The sequence below is a fragment of the Streptomyces sp. NPDC017979 genome (assembly GCF_044328175.1).
Lineage (GTDB): Bacteria > Actinomycetota > Actinomycetes > Streptomycetales > Streptomycetaceae > Streptomyces.
This window is the reverse complement of sequence record NZ_JBIRGU010000001.1, coordinates 613,522-631,005: the sequence shown is the minus strand read 5'-3', so window position 1 is coordinate 631,005 and position 17,484 is coordinate 613,522. Positions and strand designations below refer to the sequence as shown.

Here is a 17,484-nt window from a genome sequence, read left to right as displayed (position 1 = left end):
CCGGGCCGGTCGGTGGTGCGCTGGTGCGCCGGTGGTGTCGCCGGGTCAGCCCTCGGGCTGGGCGACGGCCGCCTTGCGGGTACGGGTCCGCTTCGGCTTGGCCTCCGCCTCCGGGGCCTCCGCCGCGGCGGTCGCCGTCGCCGTCGACTTCACGGCGCGCGTACGGGTCCGCTTCGGCTTCTCCGCGACCTCGGCGGTCTCCACCGAGACGGCGGACTTCACCGCCTTCACGGCCCGCTTCCGCTTCGGCTTCTCCGCGGGCTCGGCCGCGACGTCCGAAGCGACGTCGGCAACGACCTCGGCCGGGGCCTCGGCGGCTGCCACCGTCTTGCGGGCGCGGGTCCGCTTCGGCTTGGCCTCGGCCTCCGGAGCGACCTCGGCCGGGGCCTCGGCGGCGACCGGAGCGACGGCCTTCTTGCGGGTGCGCTTCGGCTTCTCCACCACGTCCGCGACCTCGGCCGGGGCCTCGGCGGCGGGTGCAGTGACCTTCTTGCGGGTGCGCTTCGGCTTCTCCACCACCGCAGTGACGGCGACGGCCTCAGCGACGGCGACCTCCGCCTCCGGCGCCGCGGCCGGCGCGGGGACCTCGGCCTTGACCGCGCGCGTACGACGACGGCGCGGCTGGCTCTCCGCCGGAGCGTCGACCGGCTCGACCGCGCTCGGGACTGCCGTCTCGACCGCCGGCTCGACCGTGGTCTCGACGACGGCCTCCGCCACGGCCGGCGTCACGGCACCGGCCGCGCCGGAGCGCGTACGGCGACGACGCCTCGGCGTGCGCACCGCGGCCGACTCCGCCGGGGCGTCCGCCTCGGCCACGGCCTCCGGCGCGCCCTGCGCCACGGCGGCGTCCGCGGGCTGGCCGGCCCGGGTGCGCCGGCGACGGCGCGGAGTCCGCGTCTTGGCCGGTCGCTCGGGCGCCGCGGCGGGAGCGGCAGCGGCCGACCTGCGCCCGCGACCACCGGTCTCGCCCAGGTCCTCCAGCTCCTCCGCCGCCAGGCCGGCGCGGGTGCGCTCGGCCCGCGGCAGGACGCCCTTGGTGCCCGCCGGGATGTCCAGCTCCTCGAAGAGGTGCGGCGAGGTGGAGTACGTCTCCACGGGGTCGTGGAACTTCAGGTCCAGCGCCTTGTTGATCAGCTGCCAGCGCGGGATGTCGTCCCAGTCGACCAGCGTGACCGCGGTACCCGAAGCCCCGGCGCGGCCGGTGCGGCCGATCCGGTGCAGGTACGTCTTCTCGTCCTCGGGCGACTGGTAGTTGATGACGTGGGTGACGCCCTCGACGTCGATGCCGCGCGCGGCGACGTCGGTGCAGACGAGGACGTCCACCTTGCCGTTGCGGAAGGCGCGCAGGGCCTGCTCTCGCGCGCCCTGGCCCAGGTCGCCGTGGACGGCGCCGGAGGCGAAGCCCCGGCGCGCGAGCTGCTCGGCGATGTCCGCCGCCGTCCGCTTGGTACGGCAGAAGATCATCGCCAGCCCGCGGCCGTTGGCCTGGAGGATGCGCGAGACCATCTCGGGCTTGTCCATTGAGTGCGCGCGGTACACGCGCTGGGTGATGTTCGCGACGGTCGCGCCCTCGTCGTCCGGCGCGGTGGCGCGGATGTGCGTGGGCTGCGACATGTACCGCCGGGCGAGCCCGATGACGGCGCCCGGCATCGTCGCGGAGAAGAGCATCGTCTGCCGGCGGACCGGCAGCAACTGGATGATCTTCTCGACGTCGGGCAGGAAGCCCAGGTCGAGCATCTCGTCGGCCTCGTCGAGCACGAGCGCACGCACCCGGGACAGGTCGAGCTTCTTCTGCCCGGCCAGGTCGAGCAGGCGCCCGGGGGTGCCGACGATCACGTCGACGCCCCGCTTCAGCGCCTCGACCTGCGGCTCGTAGGCCCGGCCGCCGTAGATGGCGAGCACTCGGACGTTCCGCACCTTGCCGGCGGTCAGCAGGTCGTTGGTGACCTGCGTGCACAGCTCGCGGGTGGGGACGACGACGAGCGCCTGCGGAGCGTCGGTGAGCTGGTCGGGCTGCGCCCGGCCGGCCTCGACGTCCGCGGGGACGGTGACGCGCTCCAGCAGCGGCAGGCCGAAACCGAGCGTCTTGCCCGTGCCGGTCTTGGCCTGGCCGATGACGTCGGTGCCGGAGAGGGCCACCGGGAGCGTCATTTCCTGAATGGGGAAGGGGTTCACGATGCCGACGGCTTCGAGCGCCTCGGCGGTTTCCGCCAGGATTCCGAGATCCCGGAAAGTCGTGTGCTGCGTAGTCAGGATGTTGCCTCTTCTGTGAGACGCGGCGCGAGGCGAGCGACGGGGGTCGTACCGCACCTGGATGTCGCACCGGGGTGCTGGCCGGCCGCGGGTTGGCCGATGGCGCGGGACCACTGCCGTCGCTCGAAGCGCTCGTGCCGCTGAGGGGGCCCCTCATCTGTGGACATGCGCGAGAAGGCGCACGGTCCGCGCTGAGGGCGGTCGGTTCGGAGCCGATCGTGCCACCGACCGGGCATCCTCATGGGGTCAGAAGGATCACGAGGATCACTTAAGGAAACGAAATCCTTCATCCCTCAGTCAAAACACTGCGATCGCCCGCCGAACGCGTCATGAAGTCAGACACACGACTGTCATAACGCCCAGCAGGCGCAATACCACTGTACCCCGGATTCGTGCATCTGTGTCGGCCGGTGTTCTGCCGATCTTGTGGGAATCGCGGGAATCCGGGTGCCTCAGGGCTCGGGCCCGGGCCCGAGCGAGCCGCGGGCCCGGCTCGCCGGCCCCTTATGGCACCGGTGGGGACGGCTATTGTGCGGTTCATGGAGACGCCTGACCGAGCCCCTGACCACTCCGCCGACGACGCAGCCGAGACGACCGCGGCGGAAGCCGCCCCCGAGCACACCGGCATCGCCGCCCAGGACTGGGCCACGGCGTCCGCCGACCCCCAGTACCGCGCCGCAGTGGTGGACCTGCTCGGGGCGCTCGCCTACGGCGAGCTGGCCGCCTTCGAGCGGCTCGCCGAGGACGCCAAGCTGGCCCCGTCCCTCGGGGACAAGGCCGAGCTGGCGAAGATGGCGTCCGCCGAGTTCCACCACTTCGAGCGGCTGCGGGACCGGCTCACGGCGATCGAGGAGGACTCGACGGCGGCGATGGAGCCGTTCGCGAAGGCGCTGGACGACTTCCACCACCAGACGGCGCCGTCTGACTGGCTGGAGGGCCTGGTCAAGGCGTACGTCGGCGACTCGATCGCCAGCGACTTCTACCGCGAGGTCGCCGTCCACCTGGACTCGGACACCCGGGCCCTGGTGCTCGCCGTCCTCGACGACACCGGGCACGGCAACTTCGCCGTCGAGAAGGTGCGCGCCGCGATCGAGGCCGACCCCCGCGTCGGCGGCCGGCTCGCGCTGTGGGCGCGACGGCTGATGGGGGAGGCGCTGTCCCAGGCGCAGCGGGTCGTCGCCGAGCGGGACGCGCTCTCCACGATGCTCGTCGGCGGAGTGGCCGACGGCTTCGACCTGGCGGCGGTCGGCGCGATGTTCACCAGGATCACCAAGGCGCACACCAAGCGGATGGCCGCCCTCGGCCTCGCCGCCTGAGCGATCGACGCGCCCCGTCCGGTCCGCCGGAACGGCGTCCTGTCGACCCTCCCCCTCGTACGTCATCCGATGACCGGCTCCGCGTGCTGCTGACGCCGTGCGCGGGCGCGGTCAGAAGGGGAGCGGTCGACCGGCGAGCCGGCGCCGGCCCGCTGGGAGCAGCAGCAGCGACAGCGAGACGCCGGCGATCAGCACCGCGCCCACCAGCGTCCCCAGCAGATGCCCGGGGCCCAGCGCCGCATGCGTCACGTACGCCCCGAAGAGCGCGCCCAGCGGGCCGGTGAGCAGCACCGGACGGCGCGCGGGCAACCGGTCGGCGAGCTGACGGACGGCCGCCCAGGACAGGGCGAGACCGAGCAGGACCGAGCCGATCGCTACCAGCAGCACTGCTGATCACCTCGCGGACGCGGAAGGGGGTGGAGCGGTTACAGCCGGTACTACCCCCCGGTCAGGGAAAGCAACCCTCCACCCCGGGTCTACCGCCGGAAAGAATTGATCTCCGGACGGCCCGCCGCTGATCTTCCGTGGATCTGCCGTCGAGCCGCCGTCGACCTGCGACGAAGCGCCGGCCGACCGCGGCCGTGGGCGCGCATGCGAAGGGGTCCCGGTGGATCGTCCACCGGGACCCCTTTCGTGCCCGCGTTCGAACGGGCCGCCCGCCTTACAGCGCGCCGAAACCCACGCGCCGGGTCGACGACTCGCCGATCTCGACGTACGCGATCCGGTCGGCCGGCACCAGGATCTTGCGACCCTTCTCGTCCGAGAGGCTCAACAACTGAGACTTGCCGGCCAGCGCCTGGCTCACGGCGTCTTCGACTTCCTCGGCTGACTGCGCGCTCTCCAGGACGATCTCCCGGGGCGAGTGCTGCACGCCGATCTTGACCTCCACGGCTATGTCCCTCCGAACGGTCAGTGCGTTTGCGCGGTCACCGCGCCGTACCAGCACACATTAGCCCGGAGGGGTGCCCGCACAGCCGCGCTCGGGGAACGCCATCAGCGAACACCGGCACGCCGCACGCGCCGCGGCAGCGGTCAGTGCCCGTCCGGCTGGGGGTCGGTGCCGTGCAGCGGGAAGCCCGCGATGCCCCGCCAGGCCAGCGACGTCAACAGCTGCACGGCGCGGTCCCGCGGGATCCCGGACCGGCTGGAGAGCCAGTAGCGCGCGACGACCTGGGCGACGCCGCCGAGCCCCACGGCCAGCAGCATCGACTCGTCCTTCGACAGGTCGGTGTCCTCGGCGATCACGTCGGAGATCGCCTCCGCGCACTGCAGCGACACCCGCTCCACGCGCTCGCGCACCGCGGGTTCGTTCGTCAGGTCGGACTCGAAGACCAGCCGGAAGGCGCCGCCCTCGTCCTCCACGTACGCGAAGTAGGCGTCCATCGTGGCGGCGACCCGCTGCTTGTTGTCGGACGTCGACGCCAGGGCCGAGCGCACCGCCAGCAGCAGCGCCTCGCAGTGCTGGTCCAGCAGGGCGAGGTAGAGCTCCAGCTTGCCGGGGAAGTGCTGGTAGAGCACCGGCTTGCTGACGCCCGCCCGCTCGGCGATGTCGTCCATCGCGGCCGCGTGGTAGCCCTGGGCCACGAAGACCTCCTGGGCGGCGCCCAGGAGCTGGTTCCTGCGGGCTCGGCGTGGCAGGCGCGTGCCCCGCGGGCGCGCTGCCTCTGTCTGCTCGATGGCTGTCACGCCGCCTCCCAAAATCGTTCCGTGCGCGGTCTCCGCCGCGCCCGCCATCGTACTTTTGGGTAACCCGGCCGTGCGCGTCGCGGACGCAGAATTTCACGGACCGGACAGTCGCGGTAGCTCCCTATTCGTGGGCAAAGGGGGGCAGGTCGGGGAGGGTGGGGCGGAAGCGGAAGGCCGGCGTCACCGGGTGTCGACGACACGTCACCGGTAGTCGTCCTCGTCCAGCGCCACCACGCGCGCCTGCTCGACGGCGTCGGCCTCGTTCGCCGCGTCGTGGTCGATGCGGGGCGGCGGTCCGTCGTCCTCGGGGCGCAGGTCCGCTTCCTGCTCGGCGGCGTCCGCCTCCGGGACCTCGTTGGTTCCCGAACCGTTGGTCTCCGGATCGGTGGGGTCGACAGCCATGCGGCACCTTTTCTTCTGTCCGCCGTCTTCCGGTCTCTCCCGGCCGGGCCGGACCCGGCCGGTCCGTCTGCCACCTCTTCTTCTCAGGGGTTCCCTTGAGTGGGGTTCCTTCTCTTACGGATTGCGGAGCCACGGGGCTCTTCGCTGCGGGGTTCTCCCGGGGAGGGTTTCCGCCGTTTCCGTTCCGTCCAGTCCCGCCCGCGCGATGGACGGCCCGGGGCCCTGGAGCGGAGCCCTGGAACGGAACCTTCCCCTTTGAGCGTAGGAGCTTGCGCACCGTGGCGCTACGCGTCCGCGTACCCCTTGTGATGCCGAACACACGATTCGCAGTGTGATCCTCTCGTAACATTGCCGCATGTCTTCGACCGAGCTGCCCGGCGCCCTTGCCGCCTTCGTCGCCGCGGTTCCCGAGGTCGCCGCCGTGCGGGTCGCCGAAGGCGAGGAGCTGCGCTCCGTCACCCTGCCGGGGCTCACCCTCACCGTCCGGTCCAGGCCGCCGGCGCGTGCCGGGCTGCCGCCGGCGCTGTACGTGCACGGGCTCGGCGGCTCGTCGCAGAACTGGTCGTCGCTCATGCCGCTGCTCGCGGACGTGGTCGACGGCGAGGCGGTCGACCTGCCCGGCTTCGGGGACTCGCCGCCGCCGGACGACGGCAACTACTCCGTCACCGGTCACGCCAGGGCCGTCATCCGGCACCTGGACGCCTCCGGCCGCGGCCCCGTCCACCTCATCGGCAACTCGCTCGGCGGCGCCGTCGCCACCCGCGTCGCGGCCGTCCGGCCCGACCTGGTGCGCACCCTCGCGCTCGTCTCGCCGGCCCTGCCCGAGCTGCGCGTCCAGCGCACCGCCGTGCCCACCGCCCTGCTCGCGCTGCCCGGGGTGGGCGGCGCCTTCAGCCGGCTGACCGGGGGGTGGAGCGCCGAGCGGCGCACCCGCGCGGTCACGGCGCTCTGTTACGGGGACCCCGGTCGCGTTTCCGAGGAGGCGTTCGGGTACGCCGTGGCCGAGATGGAACGGCGGCTGCAACTGCCGTACTTCTGGGACGCGATGGTCCGCTCGGCGCGCGGTATCGTCGATGCGTACACCCTGGGCGGACAGCACGGGCTGTGGCGGCAGGCGGAGCGGGTGCTCGCACCGACGCTGCTGGTGTACGGCGGACGCGACCGGCTCGTGTCGTACCGGATGGCCCGCAAGGCCGCGGTGGCCTTCCGGGACTCCCGGCTGCTGACGCTGCCGGACGCCGGTCACGTGGCCATGATGGAGTACCCGGAGACGGTCGCCCAGGCGTTCCGGGAATTGATGGACGAATGCGGCAGGAGCTGATCGGGGCCCGTGGGACGACACAGCCGTAAGGGCCCCGGGCCCAAGGGCTCGAACACCGACGGCGGGAGCGGCGCGGCAAACGGTGCCGACCCGGCGGGCGCGGTCGGCGTTCCCGGCGCCGCCCGGGTGCAGGCCGCGGGCGACGTCGCCGGTTCCGGTGTCGGCGTGGGCGTCGACGCGTACGGCGGCGCGGGCGGGCCGGGCGTCGTCCCGGCGTACGACGCCGGTGGCCACCCGGTGGCCGACCCCTATCAGCAGGGTCCGCAGCAGGCGGCCGGTCCGGGTGCGTACCACCCCGGTCACGCCGCCCCCGGCGGGTACGACCAGGGCGCACAGCACCACCAGGGCGCGGCGTACGGCTACGGGGCCGAGCACGCGCCCTCCGGATACGGCGTCCCGACGGCCCGCGGCGGCCATCCCGAGCAGCACGAGGCGGGCGGTGGCTGGGGCGCCGGCGCATCCGCGTACGACCACGGGCAGCACGGTCAGCAGGGCGCGCCGCAGCACCACGCCGGGCCCGCGCAGTACGTCCACCCGGAGCACGCGGCGCCGGCCGGTCCCGAACCCGAGGCGGGCCCCACGGGCTCCCGGATACCGGGCCCGCGCCGGGAGTTCGTCGACGCGTTCGACCCCGCCGCGCAGCCGTCGAGCGGTGCTGCCGCACCGACCGTTCCCGAGCGGGACGGCGCCGGGGAACGCGTCGGCGGCCAGGCCCCGGTCCCGCGCCCCCGGCGCGGCGGCAAGGGCCGCACCCTCACCGGGATCGCCGCGGCGGCCGTGACCACCGTGCTCGCGGTCGTCGTCGCCGGGCAGGTCTCGGCCGAGAACGAACGCCGGGAAGAGGTGCCGGCGACGGGCGACGAGCGCGGCGACGCGGCCGAGTCGGCGTCCCGCTCCGACGACCGGCAGGGCGGGCCGCAGCCGCACGCGCGGGACAGCAAGCCGCAGGCCCCCACGTACGAGCAGCAGCTAGCCGCCCGCTTCCCGATCGACCCGGACTCGACCGCCGAGGGCACCTTCGAGACCGTGCCCGGCTTCGACAAGGCACCCGGCCCGGGCAAGAAGGTCCGCTACCGGGTCGACGTCGAGAAGGGGCTGGACATGGACGGCGCGTTCTTCGCCGCCGCCGTGCAGCGCACCCTGAACGACGAGCGGAGCTGGGCCCGCAAGGGCGCCATGAGCTTCGAACGGATCTCGTCCGGGGACCCCGACTTCGTCATCACGCTGGCCAGCCCCGGCACCACGGACGTGTGGTGCGCCAAGTCCGGGCTGAACACCTCCATCGACAAGGTGAGCTGCGACTCGGCGTCCACGAGCCGGGTGATGATCAACGCGTTCCGCTGGGGGCAGGGCTCCGAGACGTACGGGGAGGACGCGATGGTCGCCTACCGGCAGATGCTCATCAACCACGAGGTCGGCCACCGGCTGGGCCACGGGCACGTGAGCTGCCGTACGGAGGGGTCGCTCGCCCCGGTGATGCAGCAGCAGACGAAGTCCCTGAAGATCGACGGAATCAGCTGCAAGCCCAACCCCTGGGTGTACCCGAAGGGCTGACGTCGCCCCGGCCCCGGGGCGCCCGGAAGGCTGCGGCCTGGTGCTGGGCTGTTTCGCGCAGTTCCTCCCCCCCCCGTGCCCAGAGGGCATGGGGCGGACCTCCAGCGCCCCTGATTCGCTCACCCCGTCGCTCGTCTGCGGACCGCATTCTTGTGGTACCTCCGGCGCTGTCCACGGCCTGCGGAGGAACGGGTTTGGGGGCGCTGGGTGCCCCCGTGCCCGCAGGGCGCAGGGGGAGGAGCTGCGCGACCAGCCCACCACCGGGCAGTAGAGGGCAACGCACCCGCAGGGAAACCGGGGCGTGAGGGAATGGCCCCTACTTGACCGTCGGTGACGGAGTGCATCTGTAGCGCGACGGAACGCGATCGCGCTGTGAAAGTTACGTGTATTCACCCCTTCCGGTGGCGCGGCGGACAACCGTCCGTCGTGCCACCGCCCCGGCGGCTTACGGTCGTTCCGCCGCGTGTCGCCGGGTCAACGGTGGCCGCTCACAAGCGAGATCGGGGGTGCGCACGTGCGGGTCGGACTGCTCACGGAGGGTGGTTATCCGTATGCGTCAGGTGAGTCGTCGGTGTGGTGCGACCGGCTCGTGCGCGGGCTCGTGCAGCACGAGTTCCACGTGTACGCGCTGGCCGGCGCCGCCCCGTGGGGCGTTCGCGCCGTCCACCTGCCGCCGCAGGTGCGCCAGGTCCGCACCGCGCCGTCGCTGACGCTCGGGGACGGCGGACGCGCGTTGCCGCGCCGTGCGCGCCGCCGCTTCGTCGACCACTTCGCGCAGGTCGCCAGCGCGATCTGCATCCCCGGCCCGGACGGGGCGGGCGCCTTCGCTGACGGGCTGTACGGCCTCGCCGAAGTCGCCAGCGAGCACGGCCCGCTGGGGGCGGACCTGCGCTCCGAACACGCCGTACGCATCCTGGAGTCCGCCTGTCGTGCGCCCGGCGCGCACCGCGCGCTGCACGGCGCCACGGTCCTCGACCACCTCGCCGTGGCCGATGCGCTGGAGCGCCGGCTGCGCCCGCTCTCCCTGGACTGGTACGGCGATGGCGCCCTCGGGTCCGTCGACCTCTGCCACGCGGTGTCCGGTGGAGCCGCGGCCGTGCCCGGGCTGTTGGCCAAACGCTTCTGCGGGGTTCCGCTGCTGGTCACGGAGTACGGCGTACAACTGCGCGCGCACTATCTCCACCAGGTCGACCACGCCGCACGGCCCGCCCGGTCCGGTCGGGGCGGCGCTCCGAGTGCAGCGCGCGCCGGCTCGCGCCAGAGCTCGACCCGGGGCGCGTACGCCGGGGGGCAGCCAACCGTACGGCGCGCCCCTCTGAGCACGCCCGTGCGCGCCGTGCTCGCCGCGTACCAGCGCCGGCTCGCCACCGAGGTCTACACCCAGGCGACGATCATCACGCCCGGCAACAACCACGCCCGCCGCTGGCAGGAGAAGTGCGGCGCTGACCGGGCGAAGCTGCGCACGGTCCACCCCGGGCTCGCGGCCGACCCGTTCGCGGCCGTCGGCGAGGCCGAGCACGGCGGCGACCCGTACACCCTCGTCTGGGTCGGGCGGATCGACCCGGGCAAGGACCTGATCGCGCTGCTGCACGCCTTCGCCGAGGTGCGCAAGGGCGAACCCCTGGCCCGGCTGCGGCTGTTCGCCCCGCCCGCCGACGGGCCGGCGGCCGCCGCGTACCTCGCCCACTGCAAGGCGCTGGCCGCACAGCTCTTCCCGGACGAGGCCGCCGACGCGCACACCGTGGGGGACAACCCGGTCTCCTTCGAGGAGCTCGGCGGCCCGGAGGCGCCCGAACCCGCGGACGCCTACGCCGCCGGCGGGGTCGTGGTGCTCTCCAGCGTCGTGGAGGGCTTCCCGCACACGCTCGTCGAGGCCATGCTCTGCGGCCGGGCCACCGTCTCCACGGACACCGGCGCCGTCGTCGAGGTGATCGGCGGCACCGGCCTCGTCGTCCCGCCGCGCAACCCCCGGGCGCTCGCCGACGCCTGTCTCGACCTGATCCGCGACCCGGCGCGCGCCACCCGCCTCGGCGCCGCCGCGCGCGCCCGCGCACTCGAACTCTTCACCGCCGACCAGAACATCGCCGCCTTCCGCTCCCTCTACCTCGAAGTCATCTCCCGCGCCCCGGTCGACCGGGACGCCGTCGACGCGGCCGGGGAACCCCGGCCCTTCGGGCACCCCGCGGAGGCGTGGGTCCCGGTGGAGTGGCGGGGGCCGGAAGCCGCGGTCCGTACCGAGTCGACCGCCGGGAACTGCGGGCCCGGCCCGTTCGCACCGGTGACGGCCAAGGAGGCCCGCACATGACCACGTCACAGATCGCCGACCCGCCGCACGCGGACGAACCCGGTCCGCCGCAGAGCCCCGGGGGTTGGGACGAGCGCTCGGACGCGCTGCTCGACACGGCTGCGGTCGGCGGGACCGGGGCGGCCGCGGGTGCCGGAACGACCGACGGCGCCGGAACGACCGACGGCGCCGGCACCGGCTCGGGGCGCACGCCGCACCGCGCCGCACGCGCCGGCGCGAGGTCGGGCGCCGCGAGTTGGGGCCGGTCCCCCGTGCCGTCGAAGAAGCCCGCCGGTCCGGGCCCCGCGGCCGGCCGGAGCGCGCCGCGCCGCGGCCCCGCCGACCCGGTGAAGACCCTGCTGCACCGCCACCGCGGGCTGTGCGAGCGCGCCGTCGACCCCCTGGAGATCGCCGCCGGGCTCGAAGCGCACGGCGTGACCGACCGGACGGTCGCGCGCTTCCGCCACCGCGACGTGTTCGCGCTGGCTGAGGAGCTGTACGCGCGGGTCCCGCGGGGCGACGAACCGCCCCGCCCCCCGGGGCCGGCGCCCGCACCCCCGCCGGGCGCGATCTGGGCGCTGCTGCCGGCCGGGCTCGCGGCGCTGACCGGCGCGGGCTGGCTGCTCCTGGACGGCCCGCCCCGTACGGTCGCCGCCCTGTTCGGCGCGGTCGCCGTCTCCGTCGCCGTGGTGCTCTGCCTGCGGCACGGGCCCCTGCGGGCGCGGGGGCGCACGGCGCGCACCACCGTCGTGTGGGCGCCGTGTCTGCTCGGCTCCGTCGGGTACGGCCCGGGGCTGCTGGACGCCTTCGCCGCCGACGGGCCCTTCGTCGCGCCCCCCTTCACGCCCGCGCCGCTGGTGGGGCTGGCGCTCGCCGTCGCGCCCGCGGCCTGGTGCGTCCGGCTGTTCGCCGTACGGGCCCGGCGGCGGCTGGGGGTGAGCAGGGCGCTCGGCGCCTTCGCGGCCGGGGTGCGTCCGCTGCTGCTCGGCGTCGTCGCGCTGTACGCGACGGCCCTGACCGCGGCCGTCGCGGTGAGCACCGCCGCCGTCGGCGAAGGGCGGGTCGACGGGGGCGCCTTCGCAGCCACCTGCGCCCTCGGGCTGCTGCTCTTCCTGGCCCGACTGCTGAGCGTGCACGGCTTCGCGCGGGACGCGGCCGTCGGACTGGGCGTCGCCTGCGCGGGCCACGCCCTGGGGCCGGCGCTGCTGGCGGTCGGTCGGCTGCCGGGCTGCGCTTCCCTGGCGCACCCGGTCGAGGCGGCGCTGACGGCGTGGGGCGCGGGTGCCGCGTCCGCCCTGGTGTGCGGGCTGGCCGCCGCCGGGCTGCTGGTGCGGGCCGCGGGCGCACTGTCCCGGGCCTCCGCCCACGCCTCATGACCTGCGCCGCGCCCCGGCCCTCCGGCCGACCGGCGCCGGACCTCTGAGCCGAAACACAAGCGCCAGCCGCATCGGCGGCGCACACGACGACCAGCAACCGCAGACGACACCGCCGCAGCCTCAGGGGCACCGGCCGTGCCGGCGGCCCTGGCAGCACCACCTGCACCTCGCGCACTAGCCGTACCAGTTCGTATCTGTCGCAACTGTCGTCATCCGCTGAACCAGCCGTCGCCGAGCCCTGGCGACGCCTTAAGGAGAGACCGGACATGAACCGCCAGTCCCTAGCCATGAACCGTCGGTACGAAGGGGTCGCGCGATGAGGGTGTTGCTGCTCGGTGCCAATGGATTCCTCGGCCGCTTCGTCGCGGACCGGCTGCTCGCCGACCCCGCCGTCCACCTCACCGCCCTCGGCCGCGGGGACGACGCCGACGTGCGCTTCGACCTCGCCGGCGGCAGCCCCGGCGCCCTCACCCGCTTCCTGACCGCCGTCCACCCCGGCGTCGTGATCAACTGCGCCGGGGCCACCCGCGGCGGCGCCCGCGAGCTGACCCGGCACAACACCGTCGCCGTCGCCACCGTCTGCGAGGCGCTGCGCCGCAGCGGCTGCGGGGCGCGGCTGGTCCAGGTGGGCTGCTCGTCGGAGTACGGGCCGTCCCAGCAGGGCTCGTCGACGGCGGAGGACGCCGTGCCGCGGCCCGGCGGCCCGTACGGCGTGAGCAAGCTCGCCGCGACCGAGCTGGTCCTCGGCTCCGGGCTGGACGCGGTGGTGCTGCGGGTCTTCTCACCCGTCGGGCCCGGCACCCCGGCCGGCTCACCGCTGGGGCGGCTCGCGGAGGCGATGCGCCGCGCGATGCAGTCCGGTGACGGCGAGTTGAAGCTGAGCGGCCTCGGCGTCCAGCGCGACTTCGTGGACGTGCGGGACGTGGCCCGCGCCGTGCACGCCGCCTCGCTCTCCGCCGCGCAGGGCATCGTCAACATCGGTACGGGCCGGGCCGTACGGCTCAGAGACGCGGCGGCGGTCCTCGCCCGGGTCGCCGGGTACGCCGGTGCGCTGCACGAGCTGGACGTGCCGCAAGGACGGCCGGGGGCGCTCGGCGGCGGGTCCCTCGGTCACCAGGGGCACCCGGCGCACCCCGGACACCCAAGTCATCCCGGCCACCCGGGCCACCCGGGTCACGGCCCCGGTCACCTCGGCCACGGCATCGGCCCGCAGCGCACCGAGTCCGTGCTGGAGCAGCTCTCCTCGACCCCGGTCCCGTACCCCGACGGCTGCGGCAGTTGGCAGCAGGCGGACATCCGCACCGCCCGCGACCGCCTCGGCTGGCGTCCCCGGATCAACCTGGAGGAGTCGCTGGCCGACATCTGGATGGAGGCGGCGTGTCGCATCTGACCACCCGGGCCCCGCGGCGACCCCACCCCGCCGCGTCCGGACTGCCGCAGGCGCTCGGCGACGTCGACTGGGGCCGGTTGCGCATCGGCGTCCCCGGCTACGCCCATCCGCTGGTCGCGCCCACGGAGTGGGCCGAGCTGACCCGGCCCGGCACCCCGCTGGACTGGGTGGTGCTGAACGTGGCGAACGGGCCCGGCGCCCGTCCCGACCCGCACTGCCTGGCCGCCGCGGGGCAGTTGACGAACGCGGGCGTGCGCGTCATAGGCCACCTGGACCTGGCCCACGGCGCCCGGCCCTTCGCGGAGCTGGTCGCCGACGCCCACCACTACCTGGAGTGGTACCGGGTCGGCGGCTTCCTGCTGGACCGCTGCCCGGCCGAGCGTCCGGAGCTGGCGGGCGTGCGCCGGATGACGGCGACGCTGAGCTCGCTCTTGGCGGGCCGGGGGCCGGGCGGGTCCGACGGGCACCTCGTGCTGGGGCACGCCGGCCATCCGTACCCCGGATACGCGGAGGCCGCGGACCAGTTGGTGACCTTCTCCGGCGCCTGGACGGAGTACCGCTGGTCGCAGGTGGCGGAGTGGACGGCCGGGTACCCGCCGGAACGGTTCGTGCACTTCGTCCACGGGGTGCCGCGCACGCACCTGGACGAGGCCGTGCGGATCGCCCGCTGGCAGGGCGCCGGGACGATCTTCTTCACCGACCGCCCGGACCGGCCCGCCGCGGACCCCGGAGACCTCCGGAATCCCGCGGACTTCGCGGACCGGGCGGATCGGGTGGAGCCGGACCGGGGGCGAAAGGTGGCATTTGAGGCGCTGCCCGGCTACTGGGACGAAATCGTCTCGCGGATCGGACCGGGTGTCTCGGAATGAGTAGGCGCGTGGCAGTGTTACCAGGGAACAACCGTACTGACTTATCGACGCAACGGAGTCCCCGTGTCGCTGCCACCCCTGGTCGAGCCCGCTGCCGAGCTCACCGTCGACGAGGTCCGCAGGTACTCCCGCCACCTGATCATCCCGGACGTCGGGATGGCGGGGCAGAAGCGGCTGAAGAACGCCAAGGTGCTCTGTGTCGGCGCGGGCGGCCTGGGGTCCCCCGCGCTGATGTACCTCGCTGCGGCCGGAGTCGGCACCCTCGGCATCGTCGAGTTCGACGAGGTCGACGAGTCCAACCTGCAGCGCCAGATCATCCACAGCCAGTCCGACATCGGCCGCTCCAAGGCCGAGTCCGCGAAGGACTCGGTCCTGGGCATCAACCCGTACGTGAACGTCGTCCTGCACGAAGAGCGGCTCGAAGCCGACAACGTGATGGACATCTTCAGCCAGTACGACCTCATCGTCGACGGCACGGACAACTTCGCCACGCGCTACCTCGTCAACGACGCGTGCGTACTGCTGAACAAGCCGTACGTCTGGGGCTCCATCTACCGCTTCGACGGCCAGGCGTCGGTCTTCTGGTCCGAGCACGGCCCCTGCTACCGCTGCCTGTACCCCGAGCCCCCGCCGCCGGGCATGGTCCCGAGCTGCGCCGAGGGCGGCGTGCTCGGAGTGCTCTGCGCCTCCGTCGGCTCCATCCAGGTCACCGAGGCGATCAAGCTCCTCGCCGGCGTCGGCGAGCCCCTGGTGGGCCGGCTGATGATCTACGACGCCCTGGAGATGCAGTACCGCCAGGTGAAGGTGCGCAAGGACCCGAACTGCGCGGTCTGCGGCGAGAACCCCACCGTCACCGAACTGATCGACTACGAGGCGTTCTGCGGCGTCGTCTCCGAGGAGGCGCAGGAGGCCGCGGCCGGCGCGACGATCACTCCCAAGCAGCTCAAGGAGTGGATCGACGAGGGCGAGAACATCGAGATCATCGACGTCCGCGAGGTCAACGAGTACGAGATCGTCTCGATCCCCGGCGCCAAGCTGATCCCGAAGAACGAGTTCCTGATGGGCACGGCCCTGGAGAGCATGCCGCAGGACAAGAAGATCGTCTTGCACTGCAAGACGGGTGTCCGCAGTGCGGAAGTCCTCGCGGTCCTGAAGTCGGCGGGCTTCGCCGACGCGGTCCACCTGGGCGGCGGCGTCATCGGCTGGGTGAACCAGATCGAGCCCAGCAAGCCCGTGTACTGATCCCACCCGCTCCGGGTGCTCTCGGCCCCGGTCGCCCGCCGACGTCCTCCCGACGCGGCGCGCGGCCGGGGCCGCGCCGTCTCCAGCCCGCCCGCCCACGCGTGCGACATCCGCCTGCCCGGCGACCGCATCCGCCTGCTCGGGTGGAACTATCCGCAGGTCGTGCCGCTCTTCGGGACCTTGCCGCGCAGCAGGTAGGCGTCCACGTGGCCGGTGACGCAGGGGGAGAAGCCGTACGAACCGTGGTTCTGCCCCTTGCTGCTGATCAGCACCCCGACCCCGGCGCCCAGGCCGTCCGCCATCCGTCGCGCGCCCTCGTAGGGCGTGGAGGGGTCGCCGGTGGTGCCGACGACGAGGACGGGCGGCGCCCCCTTCGCCGAGACCTGCGGCGACTCCCAGGTGCCCGGCACCGGCCACTGCGCGCACCAGCCCGCCACGTCCCACGCCAAGTACGGGCCGAAGACCGGGGACACCCCGGTGAAGTCCGCCAGGTGCCGGGACTTCACGTCGTCCGCGGTGGGCCTGGCCCGGGCGTCCGCGCACGATATCGCCCGCTGCGAGTGGCTCTTCGTGGAGTAGCGGCCTTCGGCATCACGGGAGTTGTAGCTGTCGGCGAGCTCCAGCAGCTTCGTGCCGTCGCCCCGCTCGGCGGCCGCCAGTCCGTCCGTCAGCAGCGACCAGCGTTCCTTGCTGTACAGGGAGAAGACGACCCCGGTCAGCGCCAGGGACTCGGTCAGCTCCCGGCCCTGCGCCGCCGGCAGCGGCTTCGCGTCCAGCCGCTTCAGCAGCGCCGCGACCTCGGCCGTGCCCTTTTTGGGGGCGGTGCCGCGGCTGGTGAAGTAGTTGTCCAGGGCGCGTTGGAAGCCGAGGGCCTGGTTGCGGGCGCCGCCGGCGAAGTCCGCGGTGGGGTCGACGACCGCGTCCATGACCAGCCGGCCCACGTTCTTCGGGAAGAGGTGGGCGTAGACGCCGCCGAGTTCGGTGCCGTACGAGAAGCCGAAGTAGTGCAGCTTGCGGTCGCCGAGCACGTGTCGGATCACGTCCATGTCGCGGGCGGCGTTCGCGGTGCTGACGTGGGGGAGGACCTTTCCGGAGCGCTGGGCGCAGCCGGCGCCGAAGGCCGCGGAATCGGCCAGGAACGCCTTCTCCTCGGCAGCCGTGTCGGGGGTGTTGTCGATGCGGTGGGACGCCTCGGTCTCCCGGTCGTTGCGGCACACCACGCCGGAGCTGCCCGCCACTCCGCGCGGGTCGAAGCTCACCAGGTCGTACCGCTCGTTCAGCCGGGGGACGTCATCGGCGAAGCCCGGCAGGACGGCGACGCCGGAGGCGCCGGGCCCGCCGAAGTTGAAGACGAGGGAGCCGATGCGGCGCTTCTCGTCCGTCGCCCGGGCGCGGACGAGGGCGACGGGCGTCGTCTCGCCTCCGGGCTTGGCGTAGTCGAGCGGCACGCGGATCGAGGCGCACTGCCACCGCCCGCTCGGGACCTCGGCGCCGGGGTCGTCCGCGGGGGCCTTGCACGCGCGCCACACGGGCAACTGACCGGTGACGGACGCCGGTAGGGCGCCGCCGGACGGGCTGGTCGCCGGGCTGCCGGGCGGGGCGCTCGACGGCGTCGCGTCCGGTTCCTTCCCCGACGCACCGCCCCCGTCGTCGGTGCAGCTGACGGCCGCCCCGGCGAGCAGCACGGCCGCCGCGACCAGCGCCCCCGCCCGAAATCGCCGGTGCCCCGTGCGAATGTGCCCCATGCGAACCCCCCGTGGTCCGTGCCCGACCGGTGCCGAGCGCGTTCCA

Annotated in this window: 14 protein-coding genes; 8 read left to right on the top strand and 6 right to left on the bottom strand. The window is 73.9% G+C overall.

The features are described 5' to 3' along the window. Positions 1-45 precede the first annotated feature (45 nt). Positions 46-2,151: a DEAD/DEAH box helicase gene (locus ACH4E8_RS02645; RefSeq protein ID WP_398443621.1), complete on the bottom strand. Its 2,106-nt coding sequence runs from the start codon at positions 2,149-2,151 to the stop codon at positions 46-48. Between the two features lie 641 nt (positions 2,152-2,792). Here ACH4E8_RS02645 and ACH4E8_RS02640 point away from each other — a divergent pair. Then, on the top strand, positions 2,793-3,569 hold the full coding sequence (locus tag ACH4E8_RS02640) for a ferritin-like fold-containing protein (protein WP_398443619.1): 777 nt from the start codon (positions 2,793-2,795) through the stop codon (positions 3,567-3,569). A 111-nt stretch (positions 3,570-3,680) separates the two neighbouring features. Here the strand turns inward: ACH4E8_RS02640 and ACH4E8_RS02635 are convergent, their stop codons facing one another. The 4 genes from ACH4E8_RS02635 to ACH4E8_RS02620 all read right to left on the bottom strand — a co-directional run bounded on the left by ACH4E8_RS02635 (position 3,681) and on the right by ACH4E8_RS02620 (position 5,657). Next, the gene (locus tag ACH4E8_RS02635) at positions 3,681-3,956 is read right to left on the bottom strand and encodes a hypothetical protein (RefSeq protein WP_398443617.1); all 276 of its coding nucleotides are present in this window, start codon (positions 3,954-3,956) and stop codon (positions 3,681-3,683) included. A 274-nt stretch (positions 3,957-4,230) separates the two neighbouring features. After that, positions 4,231-4,458, bottom strand: a complete 228-nt coding sequence (locus tag ACH4E8_RS02630) for a DUF3107 domain-containing protein (RefSeq protein ID WP_398443615.1) — start codon at positions 4,456-4,458, stop codon at positions 4,231-4,233. A 143-nt stretch (positions 4,459-4,601) separates the two neighbouring features. Then, the gene (locus ACH4E8_RS02625) at positions 4,602-5,255 is read right to left on the bottom strand and encodes a TetR/AcrR family transcriptional regulator (protein ID WP_398443614.1); all 654 of its coding nucleotides are present in this window, start codon (positions 5,253-5,255) and stop codon (positions 4,602-4,604) included. Positions 5,256-5,456: 201 nt separating this feature from the next. Further along, the gene (locus tag ACH4E8_RS02620) at positions 5,457-5,657 is read right to left on the bottom strand and encodes a hypothetical protein (protein WP_398443612.1); all 201 of its coding nucleotides are present in this window, start codon (positions 5,655-5,657) and stop codon (positions 5,457-5,459) included. Positions 5,658-6,012: 355 nt separating this feature from the next. Between ACH4E8_RS02620 and ACH4E8_RS02615 the strand changes: the two genes are divergently transcribed. The 7 genes from ACH4E8_RS02615 (at position 6,013) to moeZ (ending at position 15,693) form a co-directional block, all read left to right on the top strand. Then, positions 6,013-6,978 (top strand): alpha/beta fold hydrolase, encoded by a 966-nt coding sequence (locus ACH4E8_RS02615; RefSeq protein ID WP_398443610.1) that lies wholly within the window; start codon positions 6,013-6,015, stop codon positions 6,976-6,978. Between the two features lie 9 nt (positions 6,979-6,987). Then, entirely contained in the window at positions 6,988-8,532 is a 1,545-nt protein-coding gene (locus tag ACH4E8_RS02610) for a DUF3152 domain-containing protein (RefSeq protein WP_398443608.1), read from the top strand. A 514-nt stretch (positions 8,533-9,046) separates the two neighbouring features. Further along, positions 9,047-10,837 (top strand): DUF3492 domain-containing protein, encoded by a 1,791-nt coding sequence (locus ACH4E8_RS02605; RefSeq protein ID WP_398443606.1) that lies wholly within the window; start codon positions 9,047-9,049, stop codon positions 10,835-10,837. Beyond that, the gene (locus tag ACH4E8_RS02600) at positions 10,834-12,192 is read left to right on the top strand and encodes a hypothetical protein (RefSeq protein ID WP_398443604.1); all 1,359 of its coding nucleotides are present in this window, start codon (positions 10,834-10,836) and stop codon (positions 12,190-12,192) included. The genes ACH4E8_RS02605 and ACH4E8_RS02600 overlap by 4 nt, the downstream gene beginning before the upstream one ends. A 316-nt stretch (positions 12,193-12,508) precedes the next feature. Next, entirely contained in the window at positions 12,509-13,582 is a 1,074-nt protein-coding gene (locus ACH4E8_RS02595; protein ID WP_398443602.1) for an NAD-dependent epimerase/dehydratase family protein, read from the top strand. A 41-nt stretch (positions 13,583-13,623) separates the two neighbouring features. Next, positions 13,624-14,451: a spherulation-specific family 4 protein gene (locus ACH4E8_RS02590; RefSeq protein WP_398444698.1), complete on the top strand. Its 828-nt coding sequence runs from the start codon at positions 13,624-13,626 to the stop codon at positions 14,449-14,451. A gap of 63 nt (positions 14,452-14,514) precedes the next feature. Next, positions 14,515-15,693 carry an adenylyltransferase/sulfurtransferase MoeZ gene (moeZ, locus tag ACH4E8_RS02585; protein ID WP_398443601.1) on the top strand — a complete coding sequence of 393 codons (1,179 nt, stop codon included), beginning with the start codon at positions 14,515-14,517 and terminating at the stop codon, positions 15,691-15,693. Between the two features lie 149 nt (positions 15,694-15,842). On the opposite strand, the gene ACH4E8_RS02580 is transcribed toward moeZ, so the two are convergent. Beyond that, positions 15,843-17,438, bottom strand: a complete 1,596-nt coding sequence (locus tag ACH4E8_RS02580; protein WP_398443598.1) for an alpha/beta hydrolase — start codon at positions 17,436-17,438, stop codon at positions 15,843-15,845. Positions 17,439-17,484: the final 46 nt, after the last annotated feature.